Origin of the sequence: Thermovenabulum gondwanense (assembly GCF_001601575.1) — a bacterium.
Lineage (GTDB): Bacteria > Bacillota > Thermosediminibacteria > Thermosediminibacterales > Thermosediminibacteraceae > Thermovenabulum > Thermovenabulum gondwanense.
Map to the genome: position 1 here is coordinate 1 of NZ_LOHZ01000035.1, position 16801 is coordinate 16801.

The window sequence follows — 16801 nt, forward strand, 5'->3', positions numbered from 1 at the left end:
TATTTTAGTAAGTATTGCTGTTTACTTGTTATTTTTTTCTTTTCTTCCTTCTTTGGGTAAAAGGTTGGGTTTTATTGGTTTTTTTGTTGGGTTTGTTAGTTTTTTACAGGGAATTTTTAACTGTTTCTGAAATTACTCAATTTTTAATTGAGAGATTATTTTAAAAAAACGCTTTTAGACAATGCCCCCCTTTCTTTTCCCATAGTTTAAAAAAAATAGAAGTCCTCCCAGAGAAGAGTAAACTACTCCATCTCCAGAAGGACTTCTCCTTTTCTCCAAGTCCTTCATTTTAAATATATTTTTTTAAAATTAAAATTATGATATGCTTATTTTCTAAAAGACTTCATTCCAGAGTTTTTCTTCACTTGTTGATATTGCCATAGCTCCTGCTTTTAAAGCCTCATCCACCTGCTCCTTTTCGTGAATTAACCCTCCTGCGATTAAAGGATAATGAATGCTCCTGCTTATTTTATTAATCGCTTCGTATACTATACCGGGTAAAATTTCTACGGCATCTGGATTTACCTGATTTATTGCCTTAATCGCAGTATCTATAGCCTGGCTATCTACTATAAATATCCTTTGAATTGCAAATAAACCTTCACTTTTTGCTGAACTAACAAGATTAGTCCTTGTTGTAATTATACCGTCAGGTTTTATCTCTTCGGCAATATAACGTATTCCTACGCTATCTTTACTGATGCCATCTAACAAATCAAAATGTATAAAAACCCTTCTACCTGCTTTTTTTATATGATTTACAACGTATCTAATATCAAAAATCGAACCTGTAAGTAAGAATATGGTTTTTACCCTTTCTTTTAAAGCATCATCTACCTTTTCTATATCTCTTATAGCCGCTATCACGGGATAACTTTTTAAATCTTCAATTAAAAATTTCAATTTAAGTCACCTTAAATCAGATTATTTTCTTTGAATTATCAAATAATGTTTTCTATAATATATATTTCTAACTAATTTTTATTTTTCCTTCTTTGTGAAAAATTTAATTAGCTAATTTTTATTTTTTTATTTAATTTTCTTAATCTTGATTGATCACCCCTTCCCTTATGCCTTGTTAGAATATCGAGGAATAATAATGGATCTAAAGAGAAATAGATGAGCGATTTTTATTTGTCTATCGATTTTTAATTTGTCTTGTGATTACAAATATTATAAATGAAAAAATCATTGTTTTTATTGAATTTTACTTATGTTATTAAATTTATAGAACCTGTTTTGACACTTCTCGAATTATATCATACCTTTCATCACTGCTTTCAATGAATCCTTCTACGGGCGTATCTATACCATTAAAATTATTAAAATTTATAAATGCATTTTTTAAAGCTTCTATTATTTCTTTCTTCATGTTTGGAGAAGCTGCAATTGCATCTTTGGGTATATCGTCTGTTTGTGCAATTATTTCTATTTTTTCCACAGGCAATCCTCTTTTAGCAGCCATATCTACCGCTTCATTATATGTAGCTGCTGCATCAACTTCACCTGACAATACAGATTCTATGCATTTATCATGGCTACCCAAAAATATTACCTTTTTAAATAATGTATCAGGATTTAAACCTGCTTTTTTAATAATGTACCTTGCATAAATATAGCCCGATGCACTTTTCGTATCTATATATCCAAATGTTTTTCCTTTAAGATCTTCGAGTTTTCTAATATCATTACCTTTCTTTGTAATAATATAACCTTTATATGCAAATCTACCATTTACTTTTGGTGTTACTATCGGTATAACCCCAACCTTTTCATGTGCTGAAATATATGCAAACGGGGAAAACCATCCTACATCAATTATACCTTGCCTAATCCCTTCTATTAAATTATCATAATCTTTAGCAATTAAAATTCTAGCTTTATATCCTATATTTTCGCATACTCTCTTTAATATAGGAAAATACATTCTTTTTATTTTTTCTGGAGCGACAAAGGGATTTATCCCAAATATTATTTCATTGTTACTTTTTAATCCAATAACTACTTTTTGTAGTTCATTAACTATATTGTTAACTTCATCTGCATATTTAAGAGTATCGTTATTTTTCACTTTTTGTAATTCTACCTTCTTCATTAAGTCAGTAATGAAATTATATGTATTTTCAATTGCTCCTGCAATTGTATAAGATGCTTTTTCTATTTCAGTAGCAGAGTGCTTTTGTTCTGTTGACATATTATTAAGTTCTGTCAAAACATATTTTATTTCATTTACAGTAATTTCTATTTTGTCGATTAAATTTTTTAATTCTCCTGAAGCTGTTTCCACAGATTTTACTTTTTGTATACATTTATTCATATAATTATTAGAATCCTCAATACTATGCCATATCTCTTTTATTATCTCCTCAATATCTGAAGTAGACTTTTTTGTTTCATCTGCAAGTTTTTTTATTTCCTGAGCGACAACCGCAAAACCTCTTCCTGAATTACCAGCTCTTGCTGCTTCTATTGTTGCATTTAATGCAAGTAGGTTTATTTGTTTTGATATTGAGCTTATATATTCAATAATATTAGAAATTTTTTTTGAGGACTCTTGGAGAATTAGATTTTTATTATATGCAACTTTTATTACTTCGGCTAAATCTAATAAAAGTGAAAACATATTTTGAATAGTTTTCTTGTTTTGGAGTAACATATCCGCTGATTCTGTTGATTTATCCTCAATTCTTTGAATATTCTCTTTTAAGTTTACTGACATACTAGCGAGTTCGTTAATACTTGCAGATATTTCTTCTGTCGAAGCAGCATTTTGTTGACTTAATTCCTCTATATTATAAAACGTTTTAGATATTTCTTCATACGTAGCAATATTATCATTCATTAGCCAAATAAGTTGCTGTATATCAAACCCTAGTGTTTCAGTAGCTTTTACAATTTTTTCATATACTGTTTCATTAAACTCCAAAGACTTGTTATATGAAACGCTCTGCCTGGCAGAGTATCGCTCCCACTTTTTATACAAATCATTTGCTTTAATGTAAATAATAATAAATCCAATTGCTCCAAATAACTGTAAAATAAGCTTAATACTAATATTTATTTTTAACCATGGCACCACACCAATTCCTATAAAAAATATTGTAAGTACTATAAAAATTAATTTTATTTCACTTTTCAAAAATTTCCTCCTCCTTTAGATTTTAATCATAAAGTCCAATGTCTTTTTTATCCTTTTAACTATCCCCTCCCTTTCTTTCTTCAGATTTTAAAAAAAGAAGTCCTTCCAGAGAAGAGAAAATACTCATCTCCAAAAGGACTTCTCCTTTTCTCCAAGTCCTACATATCATTATTTCTTTAACATGAATTATATGACTTTTTAAAAAAATTTTTTCAGAACTCCAGAGTTTTCTTGTATTTGTCAATACTGATTGATTAATTTATCTACTTTTTTAGATATCTCAGACGTCTGCAATCCGAATAACTATTCAAACCTTCAATAAAAATTTCATTTTAATCATATTAATTCAGATATTTTTTTGAATTTATATAATAATGTACTTCTAATATATAACTTCTAATATATATTTCTAATTAATTTTTATTTTCCCTTCTTTTCCAAAAGACAATTATTAATTTTTATTTTTAGTTTAAAATAGTTTGATTGACATAAATCAATACTATATGCTAATATAGGAATATAGGAGGTGTATTAGATGGCAAAAAATATTTATGATCTCCGGGCAGAATTCTTTAAGGCTCTTGCTCATCCAACAAGACTTAAAATTTTAGATATTATCCTGGATGAAAAGGAGATATGCGTTTGCGAAATTGTTAAAAAAATAGGTATAGACCAGCCCACTACATCAAAACACCTTAATATATTAAAAAAAGCCGGAATTTTGGAAAGCAGGAAAGAAGGACTTTCGGTTTTTTACAAAGTAAGATTCCCCTGCTTAAGGGATTATTTTATTTGTGTAGACGAAACCATAAAGAGCGATCTTGTAACCAAGGTTTCATATATTGATTCAAGCAGAAATAAGGTCGAATAATTTTATTTAAAACACAATAAGTTAAAACATATTAAATTTTATTGAAAGGAGAATTAATAATGAGGGAAGAGCTCAAAAAATTCTTGATCATAGTAGGTGTCTTTCTATTTGCCTACTATATGCCGTTAGAGAGTGTGCGCTTTAAAGGTGCATTCATAGAATCACTATACATGCTTCAGGATTACGCAAGGCTTCACGTACTAACCTGCTTAATACCCGCTCTTTTTATAGCAGGTGCTATTTCAAACTTTATTTCCCAGCAGGCGGTTATGAAATACTTCGGAAGTGGTGCAAAAAAGTGGGTTTCCTATGCAGTAGCATCGGTGTCGGGAACGATCCTTGCCGTATGTTCCTGCACGGTTTTACCTCTTTTTACGGGAATTTATAAAAGGGGGGCAGGCCTCGGTCCTGCAATCGCTTTTTTGTATTCGGGTCCTGCCATAAACGTCCTTGCGATTATTATGACAGCAAGAATCCTGGGGTATAAACTGGGAATTGCAAGAGCCGTTGGAGCGGTACTATTTTCTATAATAATAGGTGTAATAATGCAGTTTATATTCAGAAAAGAAGATGTGGAAAGATTATCAAAGATGCCGCAGGTTCCTGTTAAAAATGATGGGAGAACTTTATTACAGGACCTTTTATATTTTGTAAGTTTGGTTTTCATATTAATCTTTGCAGCATGGGGTAAACCCGCTCAGCCTGTGGGATTTTTTAGTGCCGTATACAATGTAAAATGGTACTTGACCTTATTCTTCCTGTTAATGCTTGCAGTAATCCTTATAAGGTGGTTTAAGAAGGATGAGATTACATCGTGGGTTGAAGCAACCTGGAGCTTTGCAAAACAGATACTTCCTCTCCTTTTTGCAGGCGTGCTCGTTGCAGGATTTTTAATGGGAAGGCCGGGATACGACGCGGGAATAATTCCCTCAAAGTATGTGGAAGCAGTAGTCGGAGGCAATTCTTTGCTTTCAAACTTTATAGCCTCTATAATTGGAGCTTTCATGTATTTTGCAACCCTTACGGAAGTTCCCATACTTCAAGGGCTTTTAGGTTCGGGTATGGGGCAGGGGCCCGCTCTTGCGCTTTTGCTCTCGGGCCCAGCTTTGAGCCTCCCGAGCATGCTCGTTATAAACAGCGTCCTCGGACCTAAAAAGACAATCACCTATGTGAGTTTGGTAATAATAATGTCAACTTTTATAGGCTTCATTTTTGGAAACTTCTTTTAAAAATCCTCCAATGTTTATTTTATTTTATAAGTTTTGATGTTAAAATAAAAATGCTTATATGAAAATAAAGGAATAAAATAATTTTTTTCTAAAAATGATGTTTTAATCACAAGTGAACAATATTTAAAAGTTTTGTTTAAATCAATTCTTAAAAAATAAAAGATAAAATCATAAAAAAGGGAGGAAAAAATAATGAACATTAAAATCCTTGGCATGGGCTGTGCAAAATGCAAGGCATTAGAAGAAAACACAAGGGCAGCTTTGCAGGAGCTCGGCATTGAAGCACAAATAGAAAAGGTTCAGGATATCAATAAAATTACCGAGTATGTAATGGTTACACCTGCCCTCGTAATTAACGAAGAAGTAAAGGTATCGGGTAAGGTGGCTACAAAAGAGGAAGTAAAAAAATTTATCCAGGAATATTTAAAATAATAATTTATAAAACTTAATTTGTCTATAAGGGTGCGATATAGCACCTTTTATTTTTTATATCGCCATTATTATCCTTTTCCCCCGGAATTCAAATACATCACCAGTAAATCATATTTCCAGTAAAACATATTTTATGAAATTTATTGTAATTTGAATTATTATATATTATAATATATTAATGTAAGTGATTTCTTGAACATACTTTTAAGGGTGCAACCCCAGGAGGGGTTCGCATAAAAATAAATTAACGTAAAGGGGGTATTGTATGTACAGGGCTAAATTCTTAGTATTTTCACTAATCATCGCTTTAATCTTCTCGGTTGTGGCACCGGTACAGGGGGTAAAATTCTTTAAGGTAGATGCAGTATCCGCAGCTACCGGTTCGGGAAATACCACCGAACAAAACCAGACCCCGGCTCAGCCGGCCCAACCCAAAACGCAAACTCAAACCACTACTACTGAAAAACCTGCTGAAACCAAGGTTACAACTACTTCAGCAACTACTACAGCAGTCACAGTAAAGGAAATTAAGCGTCTTCTTGCATTACATTCCTACGGCGAAGATGTAAAACTCCTGCAGACAATGCTGAATAAACTCGGCTACAAATTGAAGGTAGACGGCATCTTTGGTCCAAAAACCCTTGCAGCGGTACAGGATTTTCAGAAGAAAAATAATCTAAAAGTAGATGGAATAGTAGGTCCTAAGACCCTCGCAAAACTAGTACCTGCTGCAGGCCTTGTAGTTGCTGCTAAACCTGAACAGCAAAAACCTGCTGAAAAACCAGTAGTTAAAGAAGAAACCGTTGCAGTTAAAATCGGAAAAGTTGATTATGCCGCTCACGGCACAAAATGTTTCACAGTAGCAATCGCAGCGGTAGCAGGGGATAAGATTGTTGCAGCCTACATAGACGATTATCAGTTTATGCCAGCTAATGTTGCAAAAGGCGTTCCCAACTCCGGTGCAGATTTTGGCAAGAACTATCCGCAGGGCTACGTCCTTGGCTCCAAGCTCACCAACGCCGACTACTACAGCAACAACATGAAGACAAAAGGCGGAGCCACCAGGACAGTCAACGAGAACTTCTCAGGAATAATCAATTACGTAAAAGGCAAGACCATAGCAGAACTTGAAGCCCAGCTTGCTGAAAAGAACAAGGAAGAAATGAAGGAAGCCGTTGATGCGGTAACCGGCGCAACCCTCGAAGATACCCACGGCTATATTACCGCTATCGTTGAAGCCGCAAAGGTTGCAAAAGCCGCCAGCGACGAAAAAGCAATAAAAGTTAACGTAAAGGACCTTCCCAACCTCAAGATAGGTAAGGTGGATTATGCAGCCCACGGTACAAAATGCTTTACATTAGCTTCTGCGGTGGTACTTGGCGACAAGATAGTTGCCGCTGTCTTTGACGATTATCAGTTCATGCCCGCTGCTTCGGCAAAAGGCGTTCCCAATTCCGATCAGGAATTTGGCAAAAACTATCCGCAGGGCTACGTCCTCGCCTCCAAGCTCACCAACGCTGATTACTACAGCAATAACATGAAGACAAAAGGCGGAGCCACCAGAACTGTTGTCGAAAACTTCACCAGCATTGTAGATTATGTAAAAGGTAAATCAATAGTAGAACTTTCTTCTCAATTATCAGGAAGCACAAAAGAAGAAGTAAAAGAACATGTGGATGCGATAACCGGCGCTACCCTTGAAGACACCTACGGCTACATCGCCGCTATAGTTGAAGCCGCTAAAGTAGCAAAATAAATTAAGTATAAAAAAGGAAGCAGGTAAAAACCTGCTTCCTTTTTTTTGACTTTTATTTTTTCAAATACCCTATTATTGCCCTCATATATGCTGGCAAATCCTTGGGAGTTCTTGATGTAATAATATTTTTATCAACAACAACCTCTTTATCTTCATAAATTGCTCCTGCATTTACCACATCATCTATAATGGCGTTAACACAGGTCATTTTATGCCCTTTTACTACCTTAGCAGAAATGAAAACCCACGGCCCATGGCAAATCGTAGCCAAAAGTTTCCCCTCATCGTAAAATTCTTTAACCATGTCTAACACTTTTTTATATCTTCTAAGTTTATCAGGAGCCCATCCTCCCGGCACTAAGAGAGCATCGTAATCCTTTACCAATATGCCTTCTACTTCCTGATTTACTTCTACACTTAACCCGTATTTACCTCTATAAGTTTTTGAACTTCCAGTACCTACAATTGTTACTTCACATCCTTCTTCTCTTAGACGTATTACCGGGTACCACAACTCTAAATCTTCAAATCCCTCCTCAGCCAGCATTATTATTTTTTTTCCTTTTAATTCCATAAAATACCTCCCTTTAATGAGTAAAATTCTATTTTTATTTATTACTATCCTATTTTTTTTGTCCCAGCTTATTTTCCTTTCCTTCCAGTAGCCTTTTAATGTTGCTTTTGTGCCGGTATACGGCAATTGCTGCCATTATGAGCGCGTAAAAAATGTATAAACTTTTATACCCAAAAATGCCAAGGAAAATTGGAAAAAGGGTTATTCCTGTTATAGACCCTAAGGATACGTAGCGGGTTAAAAATATTACCGCTCCTCCCGCCAGGGTGGACAAAAGTGCCGCAAGGGGCGATATGGCAAATCCTACCCCCATACTGGTAGCAATACCCTTACCCCCGTTAAAACCTAAAAATAAAGAATAATCATGCCCTATAATTGCAAAAAGCCCGCAAAACACTCCAAATATTGGCCCTCCAAATAACCTGCCTATCATTACCGCCAGGAAACCCTTTGAAAAATCCGCAATATAAACTAAAGCTGCCGCCCTTGTTCCTACCGTCCTTAAAACATTGGTGGTTCCGGGGTTACCGCTTCCGTATTTTCTTATATCAATACCGTAATACTTTTTACATATGATATACGCAAAGGAAATGGAACCAAATAAATAACTTAGAAGAGCAAATACGATGTATTTTAGCATCAAAACACCCCTTTTTTCTTTTATTTTATCATTTAAATAAAATTTTGAAAATAAAACAATATAAAATAAAAAAACCGCCTTTTAAGCGGTTTTAAAATCGTCTTTTCGGTTTTCATTGATATAACAATAATAATATACGAACGGAACCATTATGGCGCCACCGATTAAATTGCCGAAAGTAACGGGCAAAAGATTCTTTGAAAAAATTTCCCACCAGCTAACGGAAAAGCCTAAAAATTTAGCAAGGGGAATAAAATACATATTTGCTATACTGTGTTCATACCCGGATAGTACAAATAGCATTATAGGAAAAAAGCTGGAAAATATTTTTGAAACCACATCTCTTGCAGCCGTTGACATCCATACAGCAACAACCACCAGAAAATTACAAAGCGTTCCTCTTAAAATTGCCTGGGAATAGCTCAGGGACATTTTACCTGAAGCAATTCCGATTGCAGTCTCTATCATTTTTGAATTTAATATTCCGCTCTTTACAATTATTACAGCTAATAAAACCGAGCCAATAAAATTTGCAAAATACACCACAAACCAGTTTCTAAATAAATCTTTAAAATTAATTTTTTTATCCAAAAGTCCTATCACCATTAGGTTATTTCCGGTAAAAAGCTCAGCTCCGCATAAAACCACCATCATCAGCCCCACCGGGAATACTACAGCCCCCATAAATCTCATGAGCCCCGTATCAATATTTTTTAGCGTCTGCATCACCGTAATACTCCCCTGAGCCCCGAGGCCTATGTAAATACCGGCAAAAATCCCTAATAAAATCATATTTACAACGGACATTCTGCTTTTTTTCCTGCTGACTTCTATCAAAACTTTAGCTGTTTCTTCAGGTGTTAAAAAATTTTTTTCCATGGGACACCTCCTTTTTGTGAAAATGATAACATTTGCTATTTTAATTATATATTATTGTTAAAATATTATCAATGTGTATTAAATATTTGTATTAAATTTAATCCCGTTCAAATATAAAAGTAAAACCTTGCCGCTTTCGGCAAGGTATATTTTCAAATCATTTTTTTTGCAAAAATAAGGTAACCCGTGTGCCCAATCATCATATCTTCAGGGCGAAGTCTCTCCGGATTTATTTTAAACCTGCGGGTCATTATTTCTACAGCTTCATCAATGTAAAAATTGTTGTCAATTAAACTTTTCATGGTTTCACTAACCTGATTTACGGTAGGTACAATAATACCCAGGTTCCCCGAGGGTTTTAATGCTTCCCTTACTCTTTCCATAACCTCCCATGGTTCTCTCACATCCAAGAAAAAGGCATCCAGATCCCTTTCTTCTATTCCCTCATTAATGGACCTGTTGTAGAAAACCACATTGTCGAAAACTTTTCCTTCATTATAATTCTTCATGGCCAGATTATAGAATTCTTCCCTCTGTTCGTAGGTGTATACCTTTCCCTCAGGACCTACCGCTTTCGATAGGCATACAGTAAATGCACCCGAACCGGTGCCGGCTTCCCCAACCTTTTTCCCCGGACCGATGTCCAATTTCATCATTATATAATATCCTTCCTTAGGGTAAACAATCTGGGTTTGCCTCTTGAGCTTATACATCACATATTCAAAAATGCCGCATTCAAAGACGTAGAATTTCCTGCCATTAAATTCAAAGGAGCTGCCAGGAGTCAAATTCCTTAAAAATTCCGGGTCTAAATGACCGTTTGGCATACCAATTTTTTTGTCCTTGGAAATATCCGCGACCTTTTTAAATCCATTATCATCAACTATTAGCCTGAGGTTGCTCAAACCTTCCGTCAATTCCTCTGCCTCCTTTTAAGTTTTTGCCGCTTATTCAAATACCCTATCAAACCTTCCAATTTTCCCGCCTCTCACCATATTCAGGGGCATGGAAAACATAATTCCCATGGTTTTATCCGAGAAGTTTCCCACCTCATCCTCTATAGCCTGAGCAATTTTTTGAAGGGTTTTTATGTCTTCTACCACGGATAAAATGGTCTTATTGGTGTAAAAACCCTCCTCCTTTAACCGCTTTATGCTGGCTATCATGGGTAGATCTTCTTCCTGTTTTTTCATGATTTCCCCTGCACCAATTGAATCTATTACCGTTGCCCCTTTTGAACCGTTTTTTTTCATCACATCCAAAACCTTCATTAATTTTTCCGGCTTATTTAATATTATCACAAAAAGATACATTCCTTACACCCCCCGTAAAAAATTCATTTGAGAGCCCCCGCTTCTTCTTTAAAAATGCTTTTTAAAAACAGTGGAGGAATTATGGTGGTAAAAAGTACCATCAGGACCGATGTGGCAAATACCCTGTGGGACACTATACCTTTTTTCAGACCCAAATCCACTATAATTAAAGCCACTTCCCCGCGGGGAACCATACCCATACCTACCGCCAAGGATTCCCTCCAGTTAAATTTAAATAGCTTTGAAATCAAACCGCACCCAATTATTTTTCCAAGAACCGCTACCAGAATAATAGCTAAGCTGAAGGCTATACCGGACAACATTGTTTTTACATCAGCTTTCAAGCCAATATTGGTGAAAAAAACCGGAGTAAAAAACAAAAAGGCCGGAGATTCTATCTGTTTTATAATTTTTTCTTTGTAAAGGGTGTTAGAAAGTAAAACTCCTGCTAAATACGCACCTGTAATTGCAGCTATTTCCACTTCCTCGGCAAAAAAGGACAATAAAAAACAAAAGACGAGAGCAGCCGTAGCGCTCCTTGTTCCACTCATTAAATTATAAAAGTTCCTTTGAAATTTTAATATTAAAAAACCCGTTATTGCCACTGCAAAGGCAAAGATTAATATCTTAACAATAACTTCCATCAGGTTACCTTTTCCCGTAATAAAGCTTGAAACCCCAGTTAATATTAAAATACCCAGAACGTCATCAATTACCGCTGCAGCCATAATTGTAATTCCTTCCCGGGAATTCAATTTATTCATTTCCCTGAGGGTTTGAACGGTTATACTTACCGAAGTAGCCGTAAGAATTGTACCAAGAAACAGGGCCTCTTTTAAACTCGCTTTCATAAAAAGTGCAACATACGTGCCCATCAGAAAGGGCAACACTACCCCTCCCAGCGCTATGGTGGTAGATGAAATACCGGAAGAAAGAAGCTCCTCAGTATCGGTTTCCAGTCCTGCAAGAAACATTAAAAGCAGAACACCGATCTGAGCAAGAAATTCCAATCCGTCCGAGGAATGTACTATATTTAAAATTGAGGGACCGATAATAATTCCAGCTATTATCTGCCCCAGTACATTGGACTGATTAAATCTTGAAGCTAAATACCCACCTATTCTTGCTGCTGCAAGTATTACTGCAAGCTCTAAAATTTCCAAAATTATTCCCCCTTACGCCATCATGCTTTCAGCTTTTTTAAAATCCTCCCAGGAATTGATATTGAAAAATGTCTTAAAATCCTTCTCCGAAACTTTATAAAACAGGGTATTTACGTAATTATAAATTTCTCTGACCTTCATGCTTTTCTTCATTGCCAGGATACTTTCTATTGCCTCAATACACCTTATCCCGTAAAAAGCGTGCAGGGGCTCTATAAACCCCTCATAAGTTGGGCATACCGCATCGTGGAATAAAGCTTCCCGGGACATATTGCGGATCAATATTTCATCAATTAAGGGCATATCGCAAGCTACAAAAAATGCTTTTTCCGTGGAAATTTTCTTTAGCCCGGTGTATATACCCCCTAAAGGGCCAAACCCAATGATTTCATCCTGGAATATCTTTGCCTTCAGTCCGAGGGATTGTATTCCCCCGGGAGAATTGGTGATTATCAATACCTCTTCAAATAAAGGTTTCACTACTTCGTACACCATTTCTATTAAAGTTTTTTCTTTAATCTTTAAAAGTCCCTTATTTTCCACTCCTAATCTTCTTGAATTTCCTCCATTCAATATCACGCACGAAAACTTCATAAAAATCCCTTTCAAATCCTTATTTCAATAACTTTTATATGTTCTGCCAGTAACTCTTCTATTTCCATAAGATATTCCTTTTTTACCGGTTCTTTCCCGCAAAATTCCGCATCCAGCACCTGTTCGGAAAACCTGTAGGCTTGAAGGACGTATCGTTCTGCACCCTTTAATAAGTCCATCATATTTTTAAAATCCTCAATATTCAATAACCCTGGATGAACCGTAGTTCTGAATTCATAAATAACGCCGCTTTTTTTTACAATCTCGATACTTTTTTTAATATCTCTCATTACTTCGCCTGCATTTGAAGTAAAAATCCGGTATTTGCTTTCCGGCGCTTTTATGTCCATTGCAATGTAGTCCAACAAATCATTTTTTATAAGGTCTTCTAAAACTTCCGGTTTTGAGCCGTTGGTGTCCAGCTTTACCTTATATCCCATTCCCTTTACTTTTAATATGAATTCCTTGAGCCCTGGATTAAGCGTGGGCTCTCCTCCCGTAACCACAACTCCATCGATCATTTTTTTTCTTTTTATAAGATATGAAAAAAACTTATCTTCCTTGTCCCTGTCAGGTGGTAAAAAATCGATTAAAAAAGAATTGTGGCAGTAGGGGCAATGAAAATTGCACCCCGCCACAAAAACCGTCGACGCCACCAATCCCGGATAATCCGCAAGGGTTACGGGCATGAAATCGTAAACTACTGCCATATTCTGTATTCCTTCCTGTCGGCAAATTCAGCCTGTTTGCCGCTATTCCAGCACTGCACGGGCCGGTAATAACCCACCACGCGGCTGTAAACTTCGCATTCCTTGGCACAGTAAGGACAGCTAAAATGCTCTCCCGTTATATAACCGTGGTCTTCGCAAACGGAGAAAGTAGGGGTTAAGGTATAATAGGGAATCCTGTAATTTTCTGCAATTTTTTTCACCAAAGCTTTGCAGGAATCTTTATCGATTTTTTCACCTAAGAACATATGAAAAACCGTTCCACCCGTATACTTTATCTGAAGCTCCTCCTGGTGGTCCAAAGCCTCAAATACATCATCGGTGTAATTCACGGGCAGCTGGGTGGAATTGGTATAATAAGGCTCTCTATCCCCGCAGGTTATAATGCTTTCCCCGAACATCTCTCTATCCTTTCTGGCGAGCCTGTAGGATGCACCTTCCGCCGGTGTAGCTTCAAGGTTATAAAGTATCCCCGTTTCTTCCTGATACTCCGTGAGCCTTTCCCTCATAAAATCCAGAACCTTCAGGGCGAATTCCCTGCCTTCCGGCTCAGCTATGCCGCACCCCATGAAGTTTAACAATGACTCATTCATACCCACAAGGCCGATGGTATTAAAATGGTTCTGCCAGTAAGAGCCAAACCTTTCGTACACATCCCTCAGATAAAACTTTGCATAGGGATAAAGCCCCTCTTCGGTCATCCTTTCAAGTACCTTTCTTTTTACTTCCAGGCTAGTTTTTGCAATATCCATCAAATGAGCAAGCCTTTCAAAAAATTCGTCTTCATTCCTGGAAATAAATCCTATCCTGGGCATGTTTATCGTTACGACCCCGATGGACCCCGTCAGGGGGTTTGCACCAAACAATCCCCCTCCCCTTTTTCTGAGCTCCCGGTTGTCCAGCCTTAATCTACAACACATGGATCTGACGTCTTCGGGCTTCATATCGCTGTTTATGAAGTTTGAAAAATAAGGAAGGCCGTATTTGGCAGTCATCTCCATTATTTTATCCACTACCGGGTTATCCCAGTCAAATTCCCTGGTAACATTATAAGTAGGAATGGGGAAGGTAAATATCCTGCCGTTTGCGTCACCTTCCATCATCACTTCTGCAAAAGCTAAGTTCAACATGTCCATTTCTTTTTGAAATTCCCCGTAGGTTTTATCCATCAACTGGCCGCCAACTATGGCGGGTTCCCTGGCAATTATTTCAGGCGGAACAAGGTCCAGGGTAATATTTACAAAAGGTGTTTGAAACCCAACCCGGGTGGGAACGTTTAAATTAAAAATGAATTCCTGTATCGCCTGTTTTACTTCTTTATAGGTAAGTCCATCGTAGTATATAAAAGGTGCCAGGTAAGTATCAAAATTGCTTAATGCCTGTGCCCCCGCTGCTTCTCCCTGCAGGGTGTAAAAAAAGTTAACCACCTGTCCCAGGGCTGATCGGAAGTGTTTTGGAGGTTTACTGGCGACCTTTCCTTTTACTCCGGTAAAGCCGGAAAGGAGAAGGTCCTTTAAATCCCAGCCGCAGCAGTAAACCGATAAAAGGCCTAAATCATGTATATGAAAATCCCCATTAATATGGGCATTTCTTACTTCTTCCGGGTAAATTTTGTTAAGCCAGTATTTTGATATAACGGCACTGGAAATGTGGTTATTAAGGCCCTGGAGTGAATAACCCATATTGCTGTTTTCATTGATCCTCCAGTCGGCCCTTCCTATGTACTGGTCCACGGTTTCCTCTATGTCCAAAAACAGTTTTTTAAACTCCCTGATATCCTGGTGCTGTTTTCTATAAAGGATATAAGCCTTGGCAGTTTTAGCATGTCCGTTTTCAATCAAAACCTTTTCTACCACATCCTGAATGTTTTCCACAGTAGGAATATTTTGTTTGAACCTATCTTCCAGAATTTTTATCACTTCATCGGTCAATCTGGCAGCCAGATTCCTGTCGCTTCCTCCCACGGCCTTTGCAGCTTTAAATATTGCATCCTCTATTTTGCTTCGATCAAAATCCTGCAAAGAGCCGTCTCTTTTTATTATTTTCCTTAACATTTCAATACCCCCAGTTATTCAAACAAATATTACATTTTACACCTATTAGCCTCTTTGTTTATTTTATTAAATATGAGATTCACAGTCAAAGCAATTTTTTCAGCATTTAACATTAAAGCAGTCTTGTGGCAATCATATTTTAAGCCTTTTAAACGATACTGTAAAAGCTCAATAAATGTTAAAAATTAACGAAAAATTTATATAAAATCCATTCTTAAATTAAGATTAATGAATTTAAAAGAAGTTTTTTTGCGATAAATCCATAGTATTTTAGTAGACTTTCTGGTATAATGAAAAAAAGTAATTTCTTTTATTTTTGGAGGGATTAAATGAACGCTGAAGAAAGAAGAGAAAAAATAGTTGAAGTCCTTGAAAAATCAAAAAAGCCAATTCCGGGAAACGAACTGGCAAAGCTTTTTAACGTTACAAGGCAAGTAATAGTCCAGGATATAGCTATCCTGCGGGCTTCAGGAAAGGATATACTGTCCACCTCTTCGGGATATATGATTGAATCTCAAAGGCAATTAGTAATAAAAAAAGTAGCATGCCGCCACACGAAAGAAGAATTAAGGGATGAATTAATGACTTTTGTAGAATGCGGATGCAAGGTCGTGGACGTTATTGTAGAACACCCCATTTACGGAGAACTCCATGGACTGTTAATGATTTCCAATTCTAAGGATGTGGAAAACTTTCTAAAGAATTTGGAAGAAAAAGAAGCCTCCCTCCTTTCGGAACTGACCGGTGGAATTCATCTTCACACCATTGAAGCCATCAACGAAGATGCTATCAACAAGGCAAAAAGTATACTGAAAGAAAAGGGAATACTGCTGGAATAAAACAATTGACAAGACAAGTGTATATACAGTAAAATATTTATAAGAAAATAAAAGGAGGGAGATTCATGACATCCAGAAATATTATAATCGGTGCGCTTTTAACGGCCTTAGCGTTGATCATTCCTCTTTCCTTTGGAGCTTACCTTAAGATCTATATACCACCTTTTTCCGCTACCCTTGCATCCCATGTCCCGGTAATGATAGCTTTTTTAATTAGCCCTCTTGTGGCGGCAATGGTAGGCTTGGGCTCCACCTTAGGATTTTTAATTATGATGGGGCCCGTAATAGCGGCAAGGGCTTTTATCCACGTTATCTTTGGAGTTACCGGTGCTTATTTGGTGAAAAAAGGCATGACCTTTGAAAAGGCTCTTATTCTAACCGCCCCAATTCACGCCCTCGGAGAAGCCTTAATAGTGCTTCCCTTCGGTACGGGCATGTATAAAGCCTTTTACTTGGTAGGTGTGGGCACGCTGATCCATCATTTCATAGACAGCGGCATTTCGGTAGCCCTTGCAAGAACGGTGCTTTCAAAGGCTCTTTCAAAAATAGGATAAATCTTATACTGAAATTTTTACCCCTTCAAGTAGAAA

17 protein-coding genes are annotated in these 16801 nt (G+C 36.6%); 6 read left to right on the top strand and 11 right to left on the bottom strand.

From position 1 onward, the window contains the following. Positions 1-333: 333 nt before the first annotated feature. Both ATZ99_RS07900 and phnD read right to left on the bottom strand, forming a co-directional pair. Entirely contained in the window at positions 334-903 is a 570-nt protein-coding gene (locus ATZ99_RS07900) for a glycerol-3-phosphate responsive antiterminator (RefSeq protein ID WP_068748703.1), read from the bottom strand. A gap of 322 nt (positions 904-1225) precedes the next feature. Beyond that, positions 1226-3139, bottom strand: coding sequence for a phosphate/phosphite/phosphonate ABC transporter substrate-binding protein (gene phnD, locus ATZ99_RS07905; protein WP_068748704.1), 1914 nt, complete (start codon positions 3137-3139; stop codon positions 1226-1228). A gap of 535 nt (positions 3140-3674) precedes the next feature. On the opposite strand from phnD, the gene ATZ99_RS07915 reads away from it, so the two are divergent. The 4 genes from ATZ99_RS07915 (at position 3675) to ATZ99_RS07935 (ending at position 7427) form a co-directional block, all read left to right on the top strand. Continuing rightward, positions 3675-4010, top strand: coding sequence for an ArsR/SmtB family transcription factor (locus ATZ99_RS07915; protein ID WP_068748706.1), 336 nt, complete (start codon positions 3675-3677; stop codon positions 4008-4010). Positions 4011-4069: 59 nt separating this feature from the next. Further along, on the top strand, positions 4070-5239 hold the full coding sequence (locus ATZ99_RS07920) for a permease (protein WP_068748707.1): 1170 nt from the start codon (positions 4070-4072) through the stop codon (positions 5237-5239). Between the two features lie 192 nt (positions 5240-5431). Further along, the gene (locus ATZ99_RS07930) at positions 5432-5671 is read left to right on the top strand and encodes a thioredoxin family protein (RefSeq protein WP_068748709.1); all 240 of its coding nucleotides are present in this window, start codon (positions 5432-5434) and stop codon (positions 5669-5671) included. Positions 5672-5993: 322 nt separating this feature from the next. After that, complete coding sequence (locus ATZ99_RS07935) at positions 5994-7427, top strand: peptidoglycan-binding domain-containing protein (protein WP_245641341.1); 1434 nt, start codon at positions 5994-5996, stop codon at positions 7425-7427. Between the two features lie 52 nt (positions 7428-7479). On the opposite strand, the gene ATZ99_RS07940 is transcribed toward ATZ99_RS07935, so the two are convergent. The 9 genes from ATZ99_RS07940 to ATZ99_RS07980 form a co-directional block, all read right to left on the bottom strand. Beyond that, a complete protein-coding gene (locus ATZ99_RS07940) occupies positions 7480-8001 on the bottom strand; it encodes a type 1 glutamine amidotransferase domain-containing protein (RefSeq protein ID WP_068748711.1) in 522 nt (173 codons plus the stop codon). A 49-nt stretch (positions 8002-8050) separates the two neighbouring features. Further along, positions 8051-8641, bottom strand: coding sequence for a glycerol-3-phosphate 1-O-acyltransferase PlsY (plsY, locus tag ATZ99_RS07945; protein ID WP_068748712.1), 591 nt, complete (start codon positions 8639-8641; stop codon positions 8051-8053). 81 nt (positions 8642-8722) lie between these two features. After that, positions 8723-9520 carry a formate/nitrite transporter family protein gene (locus ATZ99_RS07950; RefSeq protein ID WP_068748713.1) on the bottom strand — a complete coding sequence of 266 codons (798 nt, stop codon included), beginning with the start codon at positions 9518-9520 and terminating at the stop codon, positions 8723-8725. Between the two features lie 152 nt (positions 9521-9672). Next, positions 9673-10437, bottom strand: coding sequence for a tRNA (adenine-N1)-methyltransferase (locus ATZ99_RS07955; RefSeq protein WP_068748714.1), 765 nt, complete (start codon positions 10435-10437; stop codon positions 9673-9675). Between the two features lie 30 nt (positions 10438-10467). Beyond that, positions 10468-10833 (bottom strand): P-II family nitrogen regulator, encoded by a 366-nt coding sequence (locus tag ATZ99_RS07960; RefSeq protein WP_068748715.1) that lies wholly within the window; start codon positions 10831-10833, stop codon positions 10468-10470. A 23-nt stretch (positions 10834-10856) separates the two neighbouring features. Next, positions 10857-11996, bottom strand: coding sequence for a cation:proton antiporter (locus ATZ99_RS07965; protein ID WP_068748716.1), 1140 nt, complete (start codon positions 11994-11996; stop codon positions 10857-10859). Between the two features lie 12 nt (positions 11997-12008). Then, complete coding sequence (mobA, locus tag ATZ99_RS07970) at positions 12009-12590, bottom strand: molybdenum cofactor guanylyltransferase (RefSeq protein ID WP_068748717.1); 582 nt, start codon at positions 12588-12590, stop codon at positions 12009-12011. A gap of 11 nt (positions 12591-12601) precedes the next feature. After that, the gene (locus ATZ99_RS07975) at positions 12602-13300 is read right to left on the bottom strand and encodes an anaerobic ribonucleoside-triphosphate reductase activating protein (protein WP_068748718.1); all 699 of its coding nucleotides are present in this window, start codon (positions 13298-13300) and stop codon (positions 12602-12604) included. Continuing rightward, positions 13291-15372: a ribonucleoside triphosphate reductase gene (locus ATZ99_RS07980; RefSeq protein ID WP_068748719.1), complete on the bottom strand. Its 2082-nt coding sequence runs from the start codon at positions 15370-15372 to the stop codon at positions 13291-13293. Before ATZ99_RS07980 ends, ATZ99_RS07975 begins: the two co-directional genes overlap by 10 nt. A 329-nt stretch (positions 15373-15701) precedes the next feature. On the opposite strand from ATZ99_RS07980, the gene ATZ99_RS07985 reads away from it, so the two are divergent. Together ATZ99_RS07985 and ATZ99_RS07990 are read left to right on the top strand one after the other, a co-directional pair. Beyond that, on the top strand, positions 15702-16211 hold the full coding sequence (locus tag ATZ99_RS07985; RefSeq protein ID WP_068748720.1) for a transcription repressor NadR: 510 nt from the start codon (positions 15702-15704) through the stop codon (positions 16209-16211). 65 nt (positions 16212-16276) lie between these two features. Continuing rightward, positions 16277-16765: a hypothetical protein gene (locus ATZ99_RS07990; protein WP_068748721.1), complete on the top strand. Its 489-nt coding sequence runs from the start codon at positions 16277-16279 to the stop codon at positions 16763-16765. The last annotated feature ends 36 nt before the right edge of the window (positions 16766-16801 follow it).

Coding starts and splice junctions, on each gene's coding strand:
- ATZ99_RS07915 (WP_068748706.1), top strand. CDS start 3,675: ATGGCAAAAAATATTTATGATCTCCGGGCAGAATTCTTTAAGGCTCTT.
- ATZ99_RS07920 (WP_068748707.1), top strand. CDS start 4,070: ATGAGGGAAGAGCTCAAAAAATTCTTGATCATAGTAGGTGTCTTTCTA.
- ATZ99_RS07930 (WP_068748709.1), top strand. CDS start 5,432: ATGAACATTAAAATCCTTGGCATGGGCTGTGCAAAATGCAAGGCATTA.
- ATZ99_RS07940 (WP_068748711.1), bottom strand. CDS start 8,001: ATGGAATTAAAAGGAAAAAAAATAATAATGCTGGCTGAGGAGGGATTT.
- plsY (WP_068748712.1), bottom strand. CDS start 8,641: ATGCTAAAATACATCGTATTTGCTCTTCTAAGTTATTTATTTGGTTCC.
- ATZ99_RS07950 (WP_068748713.1), bottom strand. CDS start 9,520: ATGGAAAAAAATTTTTTAACACCTGAAGAAACAGCTAAAGTTTTGATA.
- ATZ99_RS07960 (WP_068748715.1), bottom strand. CDS start 10,833: ATGTATCTTTTTGTGATAATATTAAATAAGCCGGAAAAATTAATGAAG.
- mobA (WP_068748717.1), bottom strand. CDS start 12,590: ATGAAGTTTTCGTGCGTGATATTGAATGGAGGAAATTCAAGAAGATTA.
- ATZ99_RS07975 (WP_068748718.1), bottom strand. CDS start 13,300: ATGGCAGTAGTTTACGATTTCATGCCCGTAACCCTTGCGGATTATCCG.
- ATZ99_RS07980 (WP_068748719.1), bottom strand. CDS start 15,372: ATGTTAAGGAAAATAATAAAAAGAGACGGCTCTTTGCAGGATTTTGAT.
- ATZ99_RS07985 (WP_068748720.1), top strand. CDS start 15,702: ATGAACGCTGAAGAAAGAAGAGAAAAAATAGTTGAAGTCCTTGAAAAA.
- ATZ99_RS07990 (WP_068748721.1), top strand. CDS start 16,277: ATGACATCCAGAAATATTATAATCGGTGCGCTTTTAACGGCCTTAGCG.